The sequence below is a fragment of the Streptomyces sp. NPDC088732 genome (assembly GCF_044751205.1).
Taxonomy (GTDB): Bacteria; Actinomycetota; Actinomycetes; order Streptomycetales; family Streptomycetaceae; genus Actinacidiphila.
Map to the genome: position 1 here is coordinate 115,649 of NZ_JBIVLI010000005.1, position 16,019 is coordinate 131,667.

Sequence of the window (16,019 nt, forward strand, 5' to 3'; positions counted from 1 at the left end):
TGCGCCCGAGTTCGTTCGGGCCGGCAGCGTTGAAGCGGTCCTCCGGTCCGCTCCGCCACCGCCCGCCCGGTCTCGGCGGCGCACACGTGAAACGGCGTAGGAGAGAATCGATTCTTGTGAGTGCTGCGATGCGAAGCCGTACCCCTGACCGCCAGTGCGCCGAGGCGGTCGACGTCGCCTTCGAGGCGGCCGTCGAGGCCTTCGGCCCCGAGGCGGTCGGCGAGCACCTCGGAGCGGTGGCCGAGGGCGAGCGTGTCGTCACCCACCTCTTCGACTGCCGCGAGGCGGGCTACCGGGGCTGGCGCTGGGCGGTCACCCTCACCCGCGCCTCCCGGGCCAAGGCCGTCACCCTCGACGAGACCGTCCTGCTCCCCGGCCCCGACGCGGTCCTCGCGCCCGAATGGGTGCCGTGGAGCGAGCGCCTCCGCCCGGGTGACCTCGGCCCCGGCGACCTCCTGCCCACCGAGTCCGAGGACCTGCGCCTCGAAGCGGGCTTCTCCGGCGAGGACGTCCCGCCGCCGAACTCCGCCGTCTCCGAGGAGATGGCCGAACTCGTCGAGGCCGAGGACGCCGACGTCGCCGCCGGCCCGCCGGCGCAGCTGCCCATGGCGCCCTCCTTCGGGACCATCGCCGCGGTCGCCGAGGAGATCGGCATGGGCCGCCCGCGCGTGCTCTCCCGCTACGGGCTGCACGTCGCCGCGGACCGCTGGGAGGACGAGTACGGCCCCAAGGCCCCCATGGCGCAGTCCGCCCCGGCCCAGTGCGTCTCCTGCGGCTTCCTCGTCCCCCTCGCGGGCTCCCTCCGGCAGGCCTTCGGCGTGTGCGCCAACGAGTTCGCGCCCGCGGACGGGCGTGTCGTCTCCCTCGCCTACGGCTGCGGCGCCCACTCCGAGGCGGCGGTCATGCCGAAGACGCCGCGGCCGGCGCCGCCCGTGCTGGACGAGACCGCGGTGGAGCCGCTGCCGCTTCATCCGGACCGGCAGGGGTCTGTCGAGGACTCGACCCCGCAGGAAGAGTTGGGCCACAGCTAGCCGCTGCGCTTCGCCTGACCGGGCCCAGGTTTTTTCCCCGCCCTCCCTCCCGAGTGCCCGGCGCGGTAAGTGCGGGCCCTGCGCTGCGTGCGTTGTGGGGTCGGCGCCGCTCCGGAGTCCGTCCTCGGGGCTCGCGGTTTGCCCCCACATCATTCGGCATCGACCAGGCGGTTGCCGCTCGTCCCCTGCGGGCGGACCCCGGCGCACCCCCTCCCGGGGTCGTTGGGGCGACTTACGGCCGGTGGGGGTTCAGATGAGCACTTGCGGTGACCCCGGACCGCCCTCTCACCCACCCACCGGGGATCAGGCGCAGGACGAGACGGAGGGGGCGGGGTCGTAGGGGTGGATGTTCTGGACGTTCGGCATATTTGTGTGCGGCACCCGGGGTGAACAGTCGAAGACACCGGAAATGCACGTAAATATCCAGTCCAGGACGTGCAGCCCCGGAGGCCCCGGACCCGGCCCCCACACCACTTGCGGCGGGGCGCCCGGACCGCGCCGGGCACACGGGCGGGAGGGCGGGGAAAGACGGTAGCGTCGGGCCCACAGGCTAGGCGTGAGGGGAAGAGGCGACGTGAGCGGGACCGCGATGGACCGGGGCGCAGATCCGTTCGGGACGGACCGGCTGCGGCGGGCCGTGCTGGACGCGTGGGCGGCGTCGCCCGCCCGGTTCCGTGAGGACGCCAACGCGGAGGAGGACCTCGCCCTCGGCGGCTACCGGGACCGCCTCGTCGTGGAGCTGGCCCAGAACGCCGCGGACGCGGCGATCCGCGCCGGCGTGCCGGGCCGGCTGCGGCTCACCCTCCGGGAGGACGTGCTCGCCGCGGCGAACACCGGCGCGCACCTCGACGCCGCGGGCGTCGAGTCCCTGTCGACGCTGCGCGCCAGCGCCAAGCGTGAGGCGGTCGACGCCGCGGCCGTCGTCGGCCGCTTCGGCGTGGGCTTCTCCGCCGTGCTCGCGGTGTCGGACGAGCCCGCGATCCTCAGCCGCACCGGGGGTGTGCGCTGGTCGCTGGCGGAGGCACGCGATCTGGCGAACGAGACCGGCGGCCGTTCGCCGGGGCTCACCGACGAGCTGCGCCGCCGTGACGGCCACGTGCCGGTGCTGCGGCTGCCGCTGCCCGCCGAGGGCACCGCCCCGGACGGCTACGACACCGTCGTGGTGCTGCCGTTGCGCGACGGCGCCGCAGCCGACCTGGCGGGCCGGCTGCTGGCCTCGATCGACGACGCGCTGCTGCTGACCCTCCCGGGCCTGTCCGAGGTCGTCGTAGAGACGCCGGAGGGCGTGCGCACGCTGACCCGTCGCACGGACGACGGCCTCACCGTGATCGAGGACAGCGCGAACGGCACGACGCGCTGGCGCACGGTGACCGACGCCGGGCAGTTGGACCCGGCGCTGCTGGTCGACCGGCCGGTCGAGGAGCGGCTGCGGCCGGTGTGGTCGGTGACCTGGGCCGTGCCCGTCGGGGCCGAGGGCGAGCCGGAGCGGCCGCGCACCGCGCCGTTCGTGCACGCGCCGACGCCGACGGACGAGCCGCTGGGCCTGCCCGCGCTGCTGATCGCCTCGCTCCCGCTGGACCCGACCCGCCGGCACGCCGCGCCGGGCCCGCTGACCGCCTTCCTGGTGGGACGGGCCGCGGAGGCGTTCGTGACGCTGCTCGCCGGCTGGCGGCCGGTCGGCCCGGGCATCGTGGACCTCGTGCCCGGACCGCTCGGCAAGGGCGAGTTGGACGCGGAGCTGCGCCGCCGGGTGCTGGAGCTGCTGCCCCGGGTGGCTTTTCTGCCGCGTGCGGCGGACGTTCCCGCGGGCCCGGACGAGGAGGACGCCCTGCCGGCGGCGCTGCGCCCGGTGGAGGCCGAGGTCGTCGAGGGCGCGGGGGCGGAGACCGTCCGTGTGCTGGCCGAGGTCTTCCCGACGTTGCTGCCTCCCGGTCTGGAGCGCCGCCCGGAGCTGCGGGTGCTGGGCGTGGCGCGGTTGCCGCTGGGCGACGCCATCGACCGTCTCGCCGGTGCGGAGCGTCCCGCGCCCTGGTGGCGGCGGCTCTACGACTCGCTGGCCGGTACCGACCCGGACCGCCTCAGCGGCCTGCCGGTGCCGCTGGCAGGGGGCCGTACGGTCGTGGGCCCGCGTCAAGTGCTGCTGCCGCTGCCGGAGATGGACAGCGTGTACGGCGACGGGGACCAGGCGGCGGCCGGCACCGCCCTGCCTGCGGCCTCCGAACTGGCGCGGCTGGGGCTGAAGGTGGCCGATCCGGACGCCACGCACCCGCTGCTGGAGAAGCTGGGGGCCACCCCGGCGACCCCCCGCGCCGTTCTGACGACCCCTCAGGTGCGGGCGGCGGTCGCCGCTTCCCTGGAGGCCGGCGAAGTCTGGGACGAGAACGCCCTCGACCCCGAGGAACTGGCCGAGGTCGTCCTCGGCCTGGCCCGCGCCGCGAACCTCGCCCCCGGCGACGAGCCGTGGCTGGCGGCGCTCGCGCTCCCCGACGACGAGGGCGAACTCGCCCCCGCCGGTGAGCTGGTCCTGCCCGGCAGCCTCTTCGAGCAGGTCATCCGCGAGGGTGAACTCGGCGCCGTGGACGAGGACCTGGCCTCCCGCTGGGGCGAGCAGCCGCTGACCGCGGTCGGTGTACTGGCCACCTTCGCCCTGGTCCGCGCCACCGACGTGGTGCTCGACCCGGACGAGCTGGAGCCCCGGGAGAGCGACTGGGCGGAGCCGGACGACGCCGGGCTGCTCGACGCGGTCGACGTGTGGTGCGAGGACGTCCTCGACCAGCTGCCCGACACCGATGTGCCGCCGGTCGCCACCGAGATCGTCGCCGTCCGCGACCTCGACCTCGTCGACGACGACGCGTGGCCGCAGGCGCTCGCCATGCTGTCCGTGCCGCCGCTGCGCGACGCGATCACCCAGCCGGTGCGGGTGCTGCTGCCCGACGGCACGACGGAGTCCGTGAGCCCGTACACCGCCTGGTGGCTGCGCGACCATCCCGTCCTCGACGGGCGGCGCCCGGTCGGCCTGCGCGCCGTGGGCAGCGACCCGCTGCTCGCCGGGCTGTACGACGAGGCCGAGGCCGGCGCCGTGGACGACCAGGTGCTGCGCGCCCTCGGCGTGCGCACCTCCGCCACCGCCCTGCTCGACGAGCCCGGCGGCGCCGCCGAACTGCTCGGCCGGCTCGCCGATCCGCGCCGCACCGTCACCCCGGCCCAGCTGCACCGCCTCTACGCGCAGCTGGCCGCCCTCGACCCCGAGCAGGTGACGCTGCCCGACGATCTGCGGGCCGTCGTCGACAGCCGGTACCCGGAGATCGTCGAGGCTCCCGACGCCCTCGTCGCGGACACCCCGGACCTGCTGCCGCTCGCCGGGGGCCTGCCACTGCTGCCCGTGCCGCCGGCGCGTGCCGCCGCTCTCGCCGAGCTGTTCCAGGTGCGCCGGCTCAGCGAGGCCTTCGCCGCCCCCGTCGTCTCCGAGGGCGAGCTCCACGACGTCGCCGAGGCGGTGCGCGAGCTGCTGCCCGGAGCGCCCCTGACGTACGTCGAGCACGAGGAGCTGCTCGTCGAGGGCCCCGACGGCGCCCGCGTGGAACTCGACTGGCGCTGGATCGACGGCACCCTGCACGCCGCCACCCTGGAGGGCGTCGCCGCGGGCCTGTCCTGGGCGGCGGGCGCCTGGCAGCGCCGGTTCGAGGTCGCCGCGCTGCTGGAGGACGGGTCCCGGACGGAGGAACTGGCCCGGGACCGCTGGTTCGACTGAGTCCGGGCCACCCGGTTTCCCGGCGCCGGACGGGACGTGTATACGATGCGAGCCGCCATTCTCGGCGCTCACTCGGGGCCAGGCCCCTCGTTCCACAATGTGGGGACACATGCGTATACGTACCGCCACGGTTGTGCTGGGCACTGCCGCGGCTCTCTCCGTTCTGGCCGTTCCGGCGGCCAGCGCCGACACCGCCAAGGCCGCCACGATCGGCAAGGTCGTCGTCAACGGCGGCAAGCCCATTGTGCTGGGCACCGGCAACCAGACGTTCACGGCCACCCTCACGGCGAGCGACGACTCCGGCATCGCCCTCGCCGGTGTCGCCTTCCTGCACAACGCCGCGGGCGACGAGCTCGACTCGGCGGACGCCGACCCGGTGTGCAAGGCCGTGAACAGCACGACCTCGACCTGCACCGTCACCTTCAAGGTCAACGCCAAGAGCAACATCGGCGACAACGCCGCGGGCGGCACCTGGTACGCCTACGGCGTGGTGATCCCGAAGGACGCCGACCTGAACACCGGCAAGGGCGTCGTCACCAAGGACAAGGTCGCCACCACCAAGGTGCTGCGCGCCACGAGGCTGACGGTCAACGCCGCGCCGGAGCCGGTCAAGAAGGGCGCGACCCTCACGGTCACCGGCTCGCTGACCCGCGCCGACTGGAAGACGGCCAAGTACGCCGCCTTCGCCGGCCAGAAGGCGACGCTCCAGTTCCGCAAGGCGGGCACGACGAACTTCGTGAACGTCAAGACCGTCACGACGAGCAGCACGGGCGCGCTGAAGACCACGGTCAAGGCTGCCGCGGACGGCTACTGGCGCTACGTCTACACCGGCAACACCACCACCGTCGCGGTCTCCGCGGCCGCGGACTACGTCGACGTCAAGTAGGCACCGCACCACGCACCACGGCAGCCGGACCCCGCGCCGCGGGGTCCGGCTGCCGTGTGTCCGGGGGGCGCGCGGCACCCGCCGTACATGAACGGCGGGTGCCGCCGCGCGACGGTTCCGGTGACGATGTCGGCGTCCTGCAACAGCGGGTCGACGAACGGGCGGCGTACGGGCGGTAACCCTCGGCGCGGCCGGAAAGCGCGTGCACAGTGGTTCTCACGACGGCAACGTCACCCGCCAGGGGGACTCGCGGCGGGACCGTATCGATGTGGGGGTAATCATGCACACGCGTACTCGTACCACCGCGATCGCCGTGAGCGGCGTCCTGGCTCTGTCGGCGCTCGCGGTGCCGGCCGCGCAGGCCGCCACGACGGCTCCGAAGGACATCGTCTTCGGAAACACCAAGATCACCAACCTGGTGATCAACAACGGCAAGCCCATCGTCCTCGGCGCCAACGGCCGGGCCTGGGTCACGGTGCGGTTGACCGCCTCCGACCCCGACGGCATCAGCGACGCCGGCGGCATCCTCTACCACGGCGCGGACGTCAACCACCACGACGGCGGCGCGACGATCCTGCCCATCTGCGGCAAGCACACCGCGGCCACCTACACCTGCGTGCTGACCGACATCGTCGACCCGGGCAAGAACGCCCTGGCCGGCACCTGGAAGATGTGGGCCTACGCGAACGGCCTGAACAACGGCCACTACATCCAGAAGGACCCGGCCAAGACCTTCAAGGTGGTGCGCGCCTCCCACCTGACGGTCAACGCCGCGCCCGAGCCGGTGAAGAAGGGCAAGACCCTCACCGTCACCGGTGCCCTGACCCTCGCGAACTGGCAGACCCACAAGTACGCGGGCTACGGCAAGCAGAAGGTCGTGCTCCAGTTCCGCAAGGCGGGCACGCCGAACTTCGTCAACGTCCGGACCATCACGGCGAGCAGCACGGGCGCGCTGAGGACCACGGTCAAGGCGGCCGCGGACGGCTACTGGCGCTACGCCTACGCCGGCTCGTCCACGACCGGCTCGTCCTTCGCCTCCGCGGACTACGTCGACGTGAAGTGACGTCACGGCGCCGGGTGCCTCAGGCGTCGTCCGTCCGGGACACCCGGCGCCACACCACTTCCAGGACCGCCGACGCCGCGACCGCCACGGCGACGGCGGTCCAGGGGGCCTGGGTGCCGACGAGGCGGAGGGCGAAGAAGTCCTGGAGCCAGGGGACGGCCAGGACGACCAGGAAGGCCGCTCCCATGGCGAGCACCAGCACGATCCGCCACCAGGTGTAGGGGCGGGCGACGATCGCCAGCACCCACATGGCGATGAGGAAGAGCGTCAGCGTGGCCGCGCTGGTCTCGGCGGGGAGCGTGTCGGGCCCCTGGTAGTGGTGGCGGGCGAGCAGGTACGTCACGAAGGTGGCGACACCCGCGATCACCCCGGCCGGCAGCGAGTACCGCATCACCCGCCGCACGAACTGCGGCTTGGCCCGCTCCTTGTTGGGGGCCAGGGCCAGGAAGAAGGCGGGCACCCCGATGGTGAGGGTGGACAGCAGCGTCAGATGCCGGGGCAGGAACGGGTACGGCGCGTGCCAGATGACCACCAGCAGGGCGAGCAGCACCGAGTACACCGTCTTGGTGAGGAAGAGCGTCGCGACGCGCGTGATGTTCCCGATGACGCGGCGGCCCTCGGCGACGACCGAGGGCAGGGTCGCGAAGCTGTTGTTCAGCAGGACGATCTGCGCGACGGCCCGGGTGGCCTCGGAGCCGGAGCCCATGGCGACGCCGATGTCGGCGTCCTTGAGCGCGAGCACGTCGTTGACCCCGTCGCCGGTCATCGCGACGTTGTGGCCGCGTGACTGGAGCGCGCCCACCATGTCCCGCTTCTGCTGCGGCGTGACGCGCCCGAAGACCGTGCCGCGGTCGAGGACGGCCGCCATCTCGCCGCGGTCGGCCGGCAGCCGGCGGGCGTCCACCGGGGCGTGCGCGCCGGGCAGGCCCAGCTTGCCGGCGACCGCGCCGACCGAGACCGCGTTGTCGCCCGAGATGACCTTGGCCTGCACGTCCTGCTCGGCGAAGTAGCGCAGTGTGTCCCCCGCGTCGGGGCGCAGCCGCTGCTCCAGCACCACGAGCGCGGCGGGGGTCACCGAGGCGGTGACCGCGGGGTCGGCCAGCCCCTTGCGGGCGCGGGCGAGCAGCAGGACGCGCAGCCCCTGGGCGTTGAGGTCGTCGATCTCGGCGAGGGCGCGGTCGCCGCCGGGGAGCAGCACGTCGGGGGCGCCGAGCAGCCAGGTGCTGCTGTCGCCGTCGGGCTCGGTGAAGGCGGCGCCGCTGTACTTGCGGGCGGAGGAGAACGGCAGTGCCTCCGTGACGTGCCAGCCGTCACCGGGGGCGGGGTAGGCCTCGGCGACCGCCGCGAGCGTGGGGTTGGGCCGCGGGTCGGAGGCGCTGACGGCGCCCAGCACCTGCCGTACGTACGGCTCGGGCAGGCCGTCCAGCAGGCGCAGCGCGGAGACGTCCATGCCGCCCTCGGTGAGCGTGCCGGTCTTGTCCAGGCACACCACGTCGACCCGGGCGAGTCCCTCGATCGCGGGCAGTTCCTGCACCAGGCACTGCTTGCGGCCCAGCCGGACCACACCGATCGCGAAGGCCACCGAGGTCAGCAGCACCAGTCCCTCGGGCACCATCGGCACGATGCCGCCGACCATGCGGCGGACGGCCTCGCGCCAGTCGCTGGTCTCCAGCACGAGCTGGCTGACGATGAGGCCGATCGCGGTCGGGACCATCATCCAGGTCACGTACTTGAGGATCCGGCTGATGCCGCTGCGCAGTTCGGAGTGGACGAGGGTGAAGCGGCTGGCCTCCTCGGCCAGTTGCGCGGCGTACGCCTCACGGCCGACCTTGGTGGCGGTGAAGGCGCCGCCGCCGGCGACGACGAAGCTGCCGGACATCACCGGGTCGCCGGGGTGCTTGACCACGGGGTCGGCCTCCCCGGTGAGCAGGGACTCGTCGACCTCCAGGTTGTCGGCCTCGGCGACCTCGCCGTCGACCACCACCTTGTCGCCGGGTCCGAGCTCCACCAGATCACCGAGCACGATCCCCGAGGTGGGGACGCGTGTCGGGACGCCGTCCCGGCGGACCACCGGTTTGGCCTCGCCGATGACGGCGAGGCCGTCGAGGGTCTTCTTGGCGCGCCACTCCTGGAAGATCCCGATGCCGGTGTTGGCGATGATCACGAAGCCGAACAGCCCGTCCTGGATGGGGCCGACCACCAGGATGATCAGGAAGAGCACGCCGATGATGGCGTTGAAGCGGGTGAAGATGTTCGACCGCACGATTTCGGCCAGCGAGCGCGAGGACGTCACGGGGACGTCGTTGACCTCGCCCCGTGCCACCCGTTCCGCGACCTCGGCACCCGTCAGCCCCCGCAGTGCCCGCGGCAGGGCGTTCGCGGAGTCCCGTGCCTCTGTTCCCGTGCGGTCCGTCATGGGTTCGACGGTACGTGCGGATCGCCGGGGACGCGTCGCGGGGCGGTGCGTCCCCGGGAGGTCTCCGGGGCCGTCGTCCTCCCGGGGGAGGAGGTCAGGCGTGCTCGGCGTGCTCCGGCTCGCCGGTCTGTCCGGCGGCCCGGGCCCGGGCGATGGCGTCCCGGCGGGCGCGGACGTACCAGAGGCCGATCAGGCCGAGACCGCCGCCGGCCAGGCAGGTCCAGATGATCCAGGCGTGCCCGTGGTCGGCGTACCAGCCGTAGAAGGGCAGTTGCAGGAGGAACAGCGCGAACCAGACGACGGTGCCGACGGTGACGGTCGCCACGTCGTTGGCCTCCAGCGGCGCCGGTGCCTCGCGCAAGGGTGCCTTCGTGCCCGTGGCCGGCCGGTTGGTGCCGTCCGTGCCGTCTGTGCCCGCGGTGCGGTGGTGGGTGCCGGGCTCGCTGCTGCTCATACCGCACAGCCTACCCATGCCCGCCAGGGGGTCTACGCGCGGAGATAGCCTGGAAGCCGTTCATATGTTCATACTGAAACCATCCACGCATGACGTGAATCATTCGTAGGAACATCCAAGTAAGCCCGATCAATCCGGCCCGATCCCCCCACGCAAGGACCCGCATGTCGCCGTCGACCACCGCAAAGGTCGTGTCCAGCTCCCCGACCCCGCCCCCGGCGACCGCCCCCGGCGCGCTCGACCGGTTCTTCCGGATCTCCGAGCGGGGGTCCACGATCCCCCGCGAGATCCGCGGCGGACTGGCCACCTTCTTCGCGATGGCCTACATCATCGTCCTGAACCCGATCATCCTCAGCTCGGGCGTGGACAAGTACGGCCACCACCTCGACAACGGCCAGCTCGTCACGGCCACCGTCCTGACCGCCGCGTTCACCACCCTGCTGATGGGCGTCATCGGCAACGTGCCGATCGCGCTCGCGGCCGGCCTCGGTGTGAACACCATCGTCGCGCTCCAGCTCGCGCCCCGGATGAGCTGGCCGGACGCGATGGGCATGGTCGTCCTCGCGGGCCTGGCGATCATGGTGCTGGTCGCCACCGGCCTGCGCGAGCGGGTCATGAGCGCGGTCCCGCTGGGGCTGCGCAAGGCGATCGCCATCGGCATCGGCCTGTTCATCGTGCTGATCGGCCTGGTCGACTCCGGTTTCGTCTCCCGCATCCCGGACGCCGCGCACACCACCGTGCCCCTCCAGCTCGGCGGCAACGGGCATCTGCTCGGCTGGCCGGTGCTGATCTTCATCCTCGGCGTGCTGGTCACCCTGGCCCTGCTCGCCCGCAAGGTCCCCGGCGCGATCCTCATCAGCATCGTGGCGATGACCGTGCTCGCGCTGGTCGTGGACGCCGTCGCGCACATCACGCCGGGCGCGTGGGGCCTGACGGTGCCGCACTGGCCGGGCAACCCGGTCTCCACCCCCGACTTCGGGCTGCTGGGCAAGGTGAGCCTGTTCGGCGGCTTCGGCGAGGTCGGCGTCGTCACCGGTCTGCTCTTCGTCTTCACCGTGCTGCTGAGCTGCTTCTTCGACGCGATGGGCACCATCCTCGGCGTGAGCGACGAGGCGCACCTGCTGGACGAGAAGGGCGACCTGCCCGGGATGAGCAAGGTGCTGATGGTCGACGGCATCGCGACCGCGGCCGGCGGTCTGACGTCCTGCTCGGCCAACACCTGCTACGCGGAGTCCACCGCGGGTGCCGGCGAGGGCGCGCGCACCGGGCTCGCGTCGGTCGTCACCGGTCTGCTCTTCGTGGTGGCGCTGTTCCTCACCCCGCTGGCCACCATGGTCCCCGCCCAGGCGGCGACTCCCGCGCTGGTGGCGGTGGGCTTCCTGATCATGGCGGGCGCGGTCCGGGACATCGACTGGAGCGACTTCACGATCGCCGTCCCGGCGTTCCTGACCATGCTGCTGATGCCCTTCACCTACTCGATCACCAACGGCATCGGCATCGGGTTCATCACCTTCTGCCTGCTGCGGCTGGCGACGGGGCGCGGCCGCGAGGTGCCGGCGGCGCTGTACGTGGTGGCGGGTGTCTTCGTCTTCTACTACCTGATGCCGGCGCTGGGGCTGGCGTAGCCGTCGGCGTAGAACTGCTCGGTCTCGTCGACGGAGGCCTTGAGGCGTTCGTCGAAGTCGTCGCGAATGAGCGTCCGGACTATGTAGTCCTGGACGCTCATTCCGCGTTTCGCGGCGTGAGCCTGGAGACGGTCCAGCAAGTCCCCGTCTATGCGCATGCTGAGCACTCTCGAAGCCATGGGGCCAGGGTCCGCGCCGATCGGTCGTGCGTGCGTCGATTTCAGGGCGGAACTCACCCGGATGGGTGAGTTCGCTCACGAATGCGTTTGGCGCGGGAGGCCTGACTTTCTTTAGCATAAGTAATGAGCTAGGCTAAGTAACGTGAGTGAACTGTCCGAGGACGACCGCACAGCGGTGAACACGCTGCGCGGCGCCGTGATGCGGCTGTCCCGTCGTCTCCGCCACCAGAGAGTCGACGAGTCGCTGAGCCCCACGGAGATGGCGGTGCTGGCCACCCTGGCCCGCTGCGGCTCCGCCACACCCGGTGAGCTGGCCCGCAAGGAGCACGTCCAGCCGCCGTCGATGACCCGCATCGTCGCCATGCTCGAGTCCAAGGGCCTGGTCCACCGGGACCCCCACCCGGACGACCGCCGCCAGGTCGTCGTCCGGCAGACCGAGGCTGCCGAAGCGATGCTCGAGGAGAGCCGGGCCAAAAGGAACGCCTTCCTCGCGCAGCTCATCGAGGGGCTGGACGACGACGAGCGCGCCGCGCTCCGCGCCGCGGCGCCCGTCCTGGAGAAGCTCGCCCACTCCGACATCAGCCCTCGATGAGGAGGCGAAACCCGATTGAGTTCGGCAGCCGCATCTGACGCCGCACCCGAACCGACCACCCCCGGTCCCGCGCCCGACGAGGGCGGGTCCATCGATTCCGCCGGACCCCCCGGCCAGGCAGCTCACGATGCCGCTGCCGGCGCCGCCGACCCCGCCGACCTGGCGAACCCGGCGGGCGCCGACACCGCCGCGGGCGCCGCGGAGGCGTCCCGCGTCGCAGGGCCGCCCGCCCCCGCCCGCGGGGGCACCTTCAGCTCGCTGCGCAACCGCAACTACCGGCTCTTCGCCTCGGGCGCGCTGATCTCCAACACCGGGACATGGATGTCCCGCATCGCGCAGGACTGGCTCGTACTGAGCCTGACCGGCTCCTCCTTCGCGGTCGGCATCACCACCGCGCTGCAGTTCCTGCCGATGCTGCTCTTCGGGCTCTACGGCGGCGTGATCGCCGACCGCTACCCCAAGCGCCGGATCCTGCTGGGCACCCAGATCACCATGGGCGCGCTCGGCCTGCTGCTGGCGGCGCTCACGCTCTCCGGCACGGTGCAGGTGTGGCACGTCTACGCGATCGCGTTCGGCGTCGGCATGGTCACCGTGGTCGACAACCCGACGCGGCAGGCCTTCGTGGTGGAGATGGTCGGACCGGCCGACGTGCGCAACGCCGTCTCGCTGAACTCCGCGAACTTCCAGAGCGCCCGGCTCATCGGCCCCGCCGTCGCCGGTGTGCTGATCACGGCGGTCGGCAGCGGATGGGCCTTCCTCTTCAACGGCCTGTCCTTCCTGGCGCCGCTGGCCGGGCTGCTGCTGATGCGCGTCTCCGACCTGTACGCCGTCCCCACCGCCCCGCGCGGCAAGGGCCAGCTGCGCGAGGGCCTGCGCTACGTGGCCGGCCGGCCCGAACTGATCTGGCCCATCGTCCTGGTCGGCTTCATCGGCACCTTCGCCTACAACTTCCCGATCTGGCTGACCGCCTTCGCCGACCACGTCTTCCACGGCGACGCGGGGATGTACGGCCTGTTCAACTCCGTGCTCGCGGTCGGCTCCGTCATCGGCGCGCTGCTGGCCGCCCGGCGCGGCAGCACACGGCTGCGGCTGCTGGTGGGGGCCGCGTTCGGCTTCGGCGCGCTGGAGATGGTGGCCGCGCTGTCGCCCACGTACTGGGTGTTCCTGGTGCTCATGCTGCCGATCGGCATGTTCGGGCTGACGTTCAACACCACCGCGAACGCCAGCGTGCAGCTCGCGACGGACCCGGTCATGCGCGGTCGCGTCATGAGCCTGTTCATGATGGTCTTCGTCGGCGGCACCCCGCTCGGCGGCCCGCTCGTCGGATGGGTGACCGACGAGTTCGGCGCCAGGACCGGTTTCCTCGCGGGCGGCCTGGTCGCGGCGCTGGCGGCCGTCTCCGTGGGCGTGTTCCTCGCCCGGCTGGGCGGCCTCCGGCTCAGGATCGACCTGCACCGGGGCAAGGACCACAAGCTGATCGAGCTGGTACCGAGGGAGTCGGTGACCGCCTGAGCGCGGCGCGGGCCCGCCGCATCGGCTCGGCCCGCACCAGCGGTCGGCCCCGTGCCCGGGGCGGCGGCGCCCTCGGCGCGGCCGACCGGGTCGCGTCCGGCGCGCCGATGACGCCCTCCAGAGCGACAGGTGATCGGCAGGCTTGCGACGCGGACCGTCGCCGGCCCTCCCGGTCCGGTGGGCGCCGCGGCGGCCGGCGCCAGGGCCGCGGTCGACGGACGCGGCTGTCCCGGCGTCGTGGCGATCGCGGGGCCAGGCTCGCGCCCAGCGGGGCGAGGGCGTGGTCGACCCGCACCGGGACCGGCGCAGGAGCCGGCCCCGTGCCCGGTCCGGTGGGTGCCGGGACGGCCCGCTCAGGACGCGGGCGTCCCGGCGTCGTAGCGGTCGCGGGCCTCGAAGACCTCCTCGATGTGCTCCTCCGCCCAGTTCTTCACGGCGGAGAACAGCAGGGCGAGGCTCGCGCCCAGCGGGGTGAGGGCGTAGTCGACCCGGACGGGGACGGACGGTGTGACGGTCCGCGAGACCAGGCCGTCGCGCTCCAGTGTGCGCAGGGTCTGCGTGAGCATCTTCTGGCTGACGCCCGGGATGCGGCGGCCGAGGTCGCTGTACCGCTGCGGGCCGGCCTCCAGCGCGGAGAGCAGCAGGCCGGCCCATTTGTCGCTGATCCGGGCGAGCAGCTCGTTCGTCGGGCAGCCCTTCATGAACGCGTTGTAGACCGCGCGGGCCTCCTCGCGCCGCTGGGCCGCGGTGGTCGTCGCCATGGGGCTCCCTCCGGACTTCCGGGTACGGTACGCACTTCCGGGTACGTACTTACCAGAAGAGAGTAGCTCTCCCTAGGTTTGCGGTGGGCGGGATCAGCCGCCGCACACCGTTGAGAACAGGGAGTTTCCGCCATGCGCGCTGTTGTGATCAGGGGATTCGGCGGGCCCGAGGTGCTGGAGGTCGTCGAGGCGCCGCTGCCCGAGCCGGGACCGGGCCAGGTCCGGATCCGGGTCGCCGCGGCCGGTCTCAATCCCGCCGATCTCGCCACCCGGGCCGGACTGTTCGGGCCCCGGGAACTGGGGCCCGGCGAGTTCCTCGGCCTGGGCTGGGACGTCGCCGGGACGGTCGACGCGCTCGGCGCCGGGGTCCCCGGCTTCGCGGAGGGCGCGGCCGTCGTGGGTCTGGTGAGCGGGTCGGGCCGGCTCAAGGCCCACGCCGAGTACGTCGTGCTCGACGCGGAGGCCGTCGCCGCGGCCCCCTCGTCCGTCGACCTCGTCCACGCCGCCACCGTCCCGGTCAACGCCCCCACCGCCGACCAGGCGCTCGGCCTGCTCGGCGCCCGGCCGGGCGACCGCCTGCTGGTCACCGGCGCCGCGGGCGCGGTCGGGGGCTTCGCCGTGCAGCTGGCCCACCACGCGGGGCTGCGCGTCGTCGCCCTGGCCCGCGGCGGCGACGCGCCGCTGCTGAGGGAGCTGGGGGCGGACGAGGCCGTGTCGTCCCTGGACGGCGTCCGGGTCGACGCGGCGCTCGACGCGGCGGCGCTCGGCGGTCCCGCCCTGGCCGCCGTCCGCGACGGCGGCGCCTACGTCACCACCCGGCCCGACGCGATCCCCGCCGCCGAACGCGGCGTCCGTGTCGCCGCCGTCCAGGTCCGCCCGGACGGCGCCCGCCTCGCGGAGCTGGCGGCGCTCGTGGACCGGGGCGTGCTCACCACCCGGGTGGCCGACACCTACCCCCTGGAGGAGGCGGCCAAGGCGCACGCGCGCCTCGCGGAGGGGGGCCTGCGGGGCAGGCTCGTGCTGGTGCCGTGACCGGGGGCCGGCGGCGACGGGCGCGGCTTCATCGTTTCGAGTGAATGTGCGATCGGGGCGCGACGGGAGGGCGGCGGCTGCGTGAGAATCGGAGCTGTCGTCAGTCGTACGTGCGGCCCCTGGAGGACCGATGAGCTCTCAGCCCCACTCGGGCCCCGCAGGGCACTCCTACGTCGCCGACGACCCGGAGACCGCACTGAAGTTCGCGGTCCAGCACATGCGGGGGGACGGGGTGCAGTTGGTCGAGGGGGTGATCGATCAAGTGCCGCCGACCTGGGACCACGAAGACGTCGCGGACAGGGTCCGGGAGCAGATTCGGCCGGCCCTTCGCGTGCTCGGGTGCATCGCGGGTTCGGGCAATCTCGATCTTCCCGGGTCGAACAACTGGTACGTACCGGATCTGACCGTGGTGCCCCGTGAACTCGCCAAGGGAGCGCGGGCACTGCTGCCCGATCAGACCCTGCTGGTCGTGGAGGTCACCTCGGAGTCCAACGGCGACACCGACCGGATCGTCGAACGCCGCCGGTACGCCGAGTACGGCGCCCCGCTGTACCTCCTTGTCGACCGGCAGGAGCGCAGTTGCACCTTGTACGCGGAGCCGGGAGAGCTCGGCTACCAGGTGGTGGACGGTCCGCATCCCTTCGGCACACCGCTGCGTCTTCCCGAGCCCTTCGGTCTGGACCTGGACACCACGGAGTTCTGAGCTCGCGCCCCGCC

At 72.9% G+C, this 16,019-nt stretch carries 13 protein-coding genes; 9 read left to right on the top strand and 4 right to left on the bottom strand.

The features are described 5' to 3' along the window. Positions 1-128 precede the first annotated feature (128 nt). The 4 genes from ACIP9H_RS10880 (at position 129) to ACIP9H_RS10895 (ending at position 6,731) form a co-directional block, all read left to right on the top strand. Complete coding sequence (locus ACIP9H_RS10880) at positions 129-1,031, top strand: DUF3027 domain-containing protein (protein WP_401592477.1); 903 nt, start codon at positions 129-131, stop codon at positions 1,029-1,031. Positions 1,032-1,620: 589 nt separating this feature from the next. After that, positions 1,621-4,782: a sacsin N-terminal ATP-binding-like domain-containing protein gene (locus ACIP9H_RS10885; RefSeq protein ID WP_401958992.1), complete on the top strand. Its 3,162-nt coding sequence runs from the start codon at positions 1,621-1,623 to the stop codon at positions 4,780-4,782. Positions 4,783-4,891: 109 nt separating this feature from the next. Continuing rightward, on the top strand, positions 4,892-5,668 hold the full coding sequence (locus tag ACIP9H_RS10890; protein WP_401592479.1) for a calcium-binding protein: 777 nt from the start codon (positions 4,892-4,894) through the stop codon (positions 5,666-5,668). Between the two features lie 280 nt (positions 5,669-5,948). Beyond that, entirely contained in the window at positions 5,949-6,731 is a 783-nt protein-coding gene (locus ACIP9H_RS10895; protein WP_401592481.1) for a calcium-binding protein, read from the top strand. A 19-nt stretch (positions 6,732-6,750) separates the two neighbouring features. Here the strand turns inward: ACIP9H_RS10895 and ACIP9H_RS10900 are convergent, their stop codons facing one another. Together ACIP9H_RS10900 and ACIP9H_RS10905 are read right to left on the bottom strand one after the other, a co-directional pair. Then, positions 6,751-9,147 carry an HAD-IC family P-type ATPase gene (locus ACIP9H_RS10900; RefSeq protein WP_401592483.1) on the bottom strand — a complete coding sequence of 799 codons (2,397 nt, stop codon included), beginning with the start codon at positions 9,145-9,147 and terminating at the stop codon, positions 6,751-6,753. Positions 9,148-9,241: 94 nt separating this feature from the next. Continuing rightward, on the bottom strand, positions 9,242-9,508 hold the full coding sequence (locus tag ACIP9H_RS10905) for a DUF2530 domain-containing protein (protein WP_401592589.1): 267 nt from the start codon (positions 9,506-9,508) through the stop codon (positions 9,242-9,244). A gap of 257 nt (positions 9,509-9,765) precedes the next feature. On the opposite strand from ACIP9H_RS10905, the gene ACIP9H_RS10910 reads away from it, so the two are divergent. After that, a complete protein-coding gene (locus ACIP9H_RS10910) occupies positions 9,766-11,226 on the top strand; it encodes an NCS2 family permease (protein WP_401592485.1) in 1,461 nt (486 codons plus the stop codon). Here ACIP9H_RS10910 and ACIP9H_RS10915 read toward each other — a convergent pair. Continuing rightward, positions 11,196-11,405: a ribbon-helix-helix protein, CopG family gene (locus tag ACIP9H_RS10915; RefSeq protein ID WP_360901066.1), complete on the bottom strand. Its 210-nt coding sequence runs from the start codon at positions 11,403-11,405 to the stop codon at positions 11,196-11,198. The genes ACIP9H_RS10910 and ACIP9H_RS10915 overlap by 31 nt on opposite strands. A 199-nt stretch (positions 11,406-11,604) precedes the next feature. Between ACIP9H_RS10915 and ACIP9H_RS10920 the strand changes: the two genes are divergently transcribed. Beyond that, the gene (locus ACIP9H_RS10920) at positions 11,605-11,997 is read left to right on the top strand and encodes a MarR family transcriptional regulator (RefSeq protein ID WP_360901651.1); all 393 of its coding nucleotides are present in this window, start codon (positions 11,605-11,607) and stop codon (positions 11,995-11,997) included. Positions 11,998-12,156: 159 nt separating this feature from the next. Beyond that, positions 12,157-13,509 carry an MFS transporter gene (locus tag ACIP9H_RS10925; protein ID WP_401592592.1) on the top strand — a complete coding sequence of 451 codons (1,353 nt, stop codon included), beginning with the start codon at positions 12,157-12,159 and terminating at the stop codon, positions 13,507-13,509. A gap of 353 nt (positions 13,510-13,862) precedes the next feature. Here ACIP9H_RS10925 and ACIP9H_RS10930 read toward each other — a convergent pair whose 3' ends face one another. Then, positions 13,863-14,270: a helix-turn-helix domain-containing protein gene (locus tag ACIP9H_RS10930; RefSeq protein WP_360901072.1), complete on the bottom strand. Its 408-nt coding sequence runs from the start codon at positions 14,268-14,270 to the stop codon at positions 13,863-13,865. Between the two features lie 132 nt (positions 14,271-14,402). Here ACIP9H_RS10930 and ACIP9H_RS10935 point away from each other — a divergent pair, with 132 nt between their 5' ends. Beyond that, positions 14,403-15,302 (top strand): NADP-dependent oxidoreductase, encoded by a 900-nt coding sequence (locus tag ACIP9H_RS10935; protein WP_401592488.1) that lies wholly within the window; start codon positions 14,403-14,405, stop codon positions 15,300-15,302. 130 nt (positions 15,303-15,432) lie between these two features. Then, positions 15,433-16,005 (top strand): Uma2 family endonuclease, encoded by a 573-nt coding sequence (locus tag ACIP9H_RS10940; RefSeq protein ID WP_401958776.1) that lies wholly within the window; start codon positions 15,433-15,435, stop codon positions 16,003-16,005. The last annotated feature ends 14 nt before the right edge of the window (positions 16,006-16,019 follow it).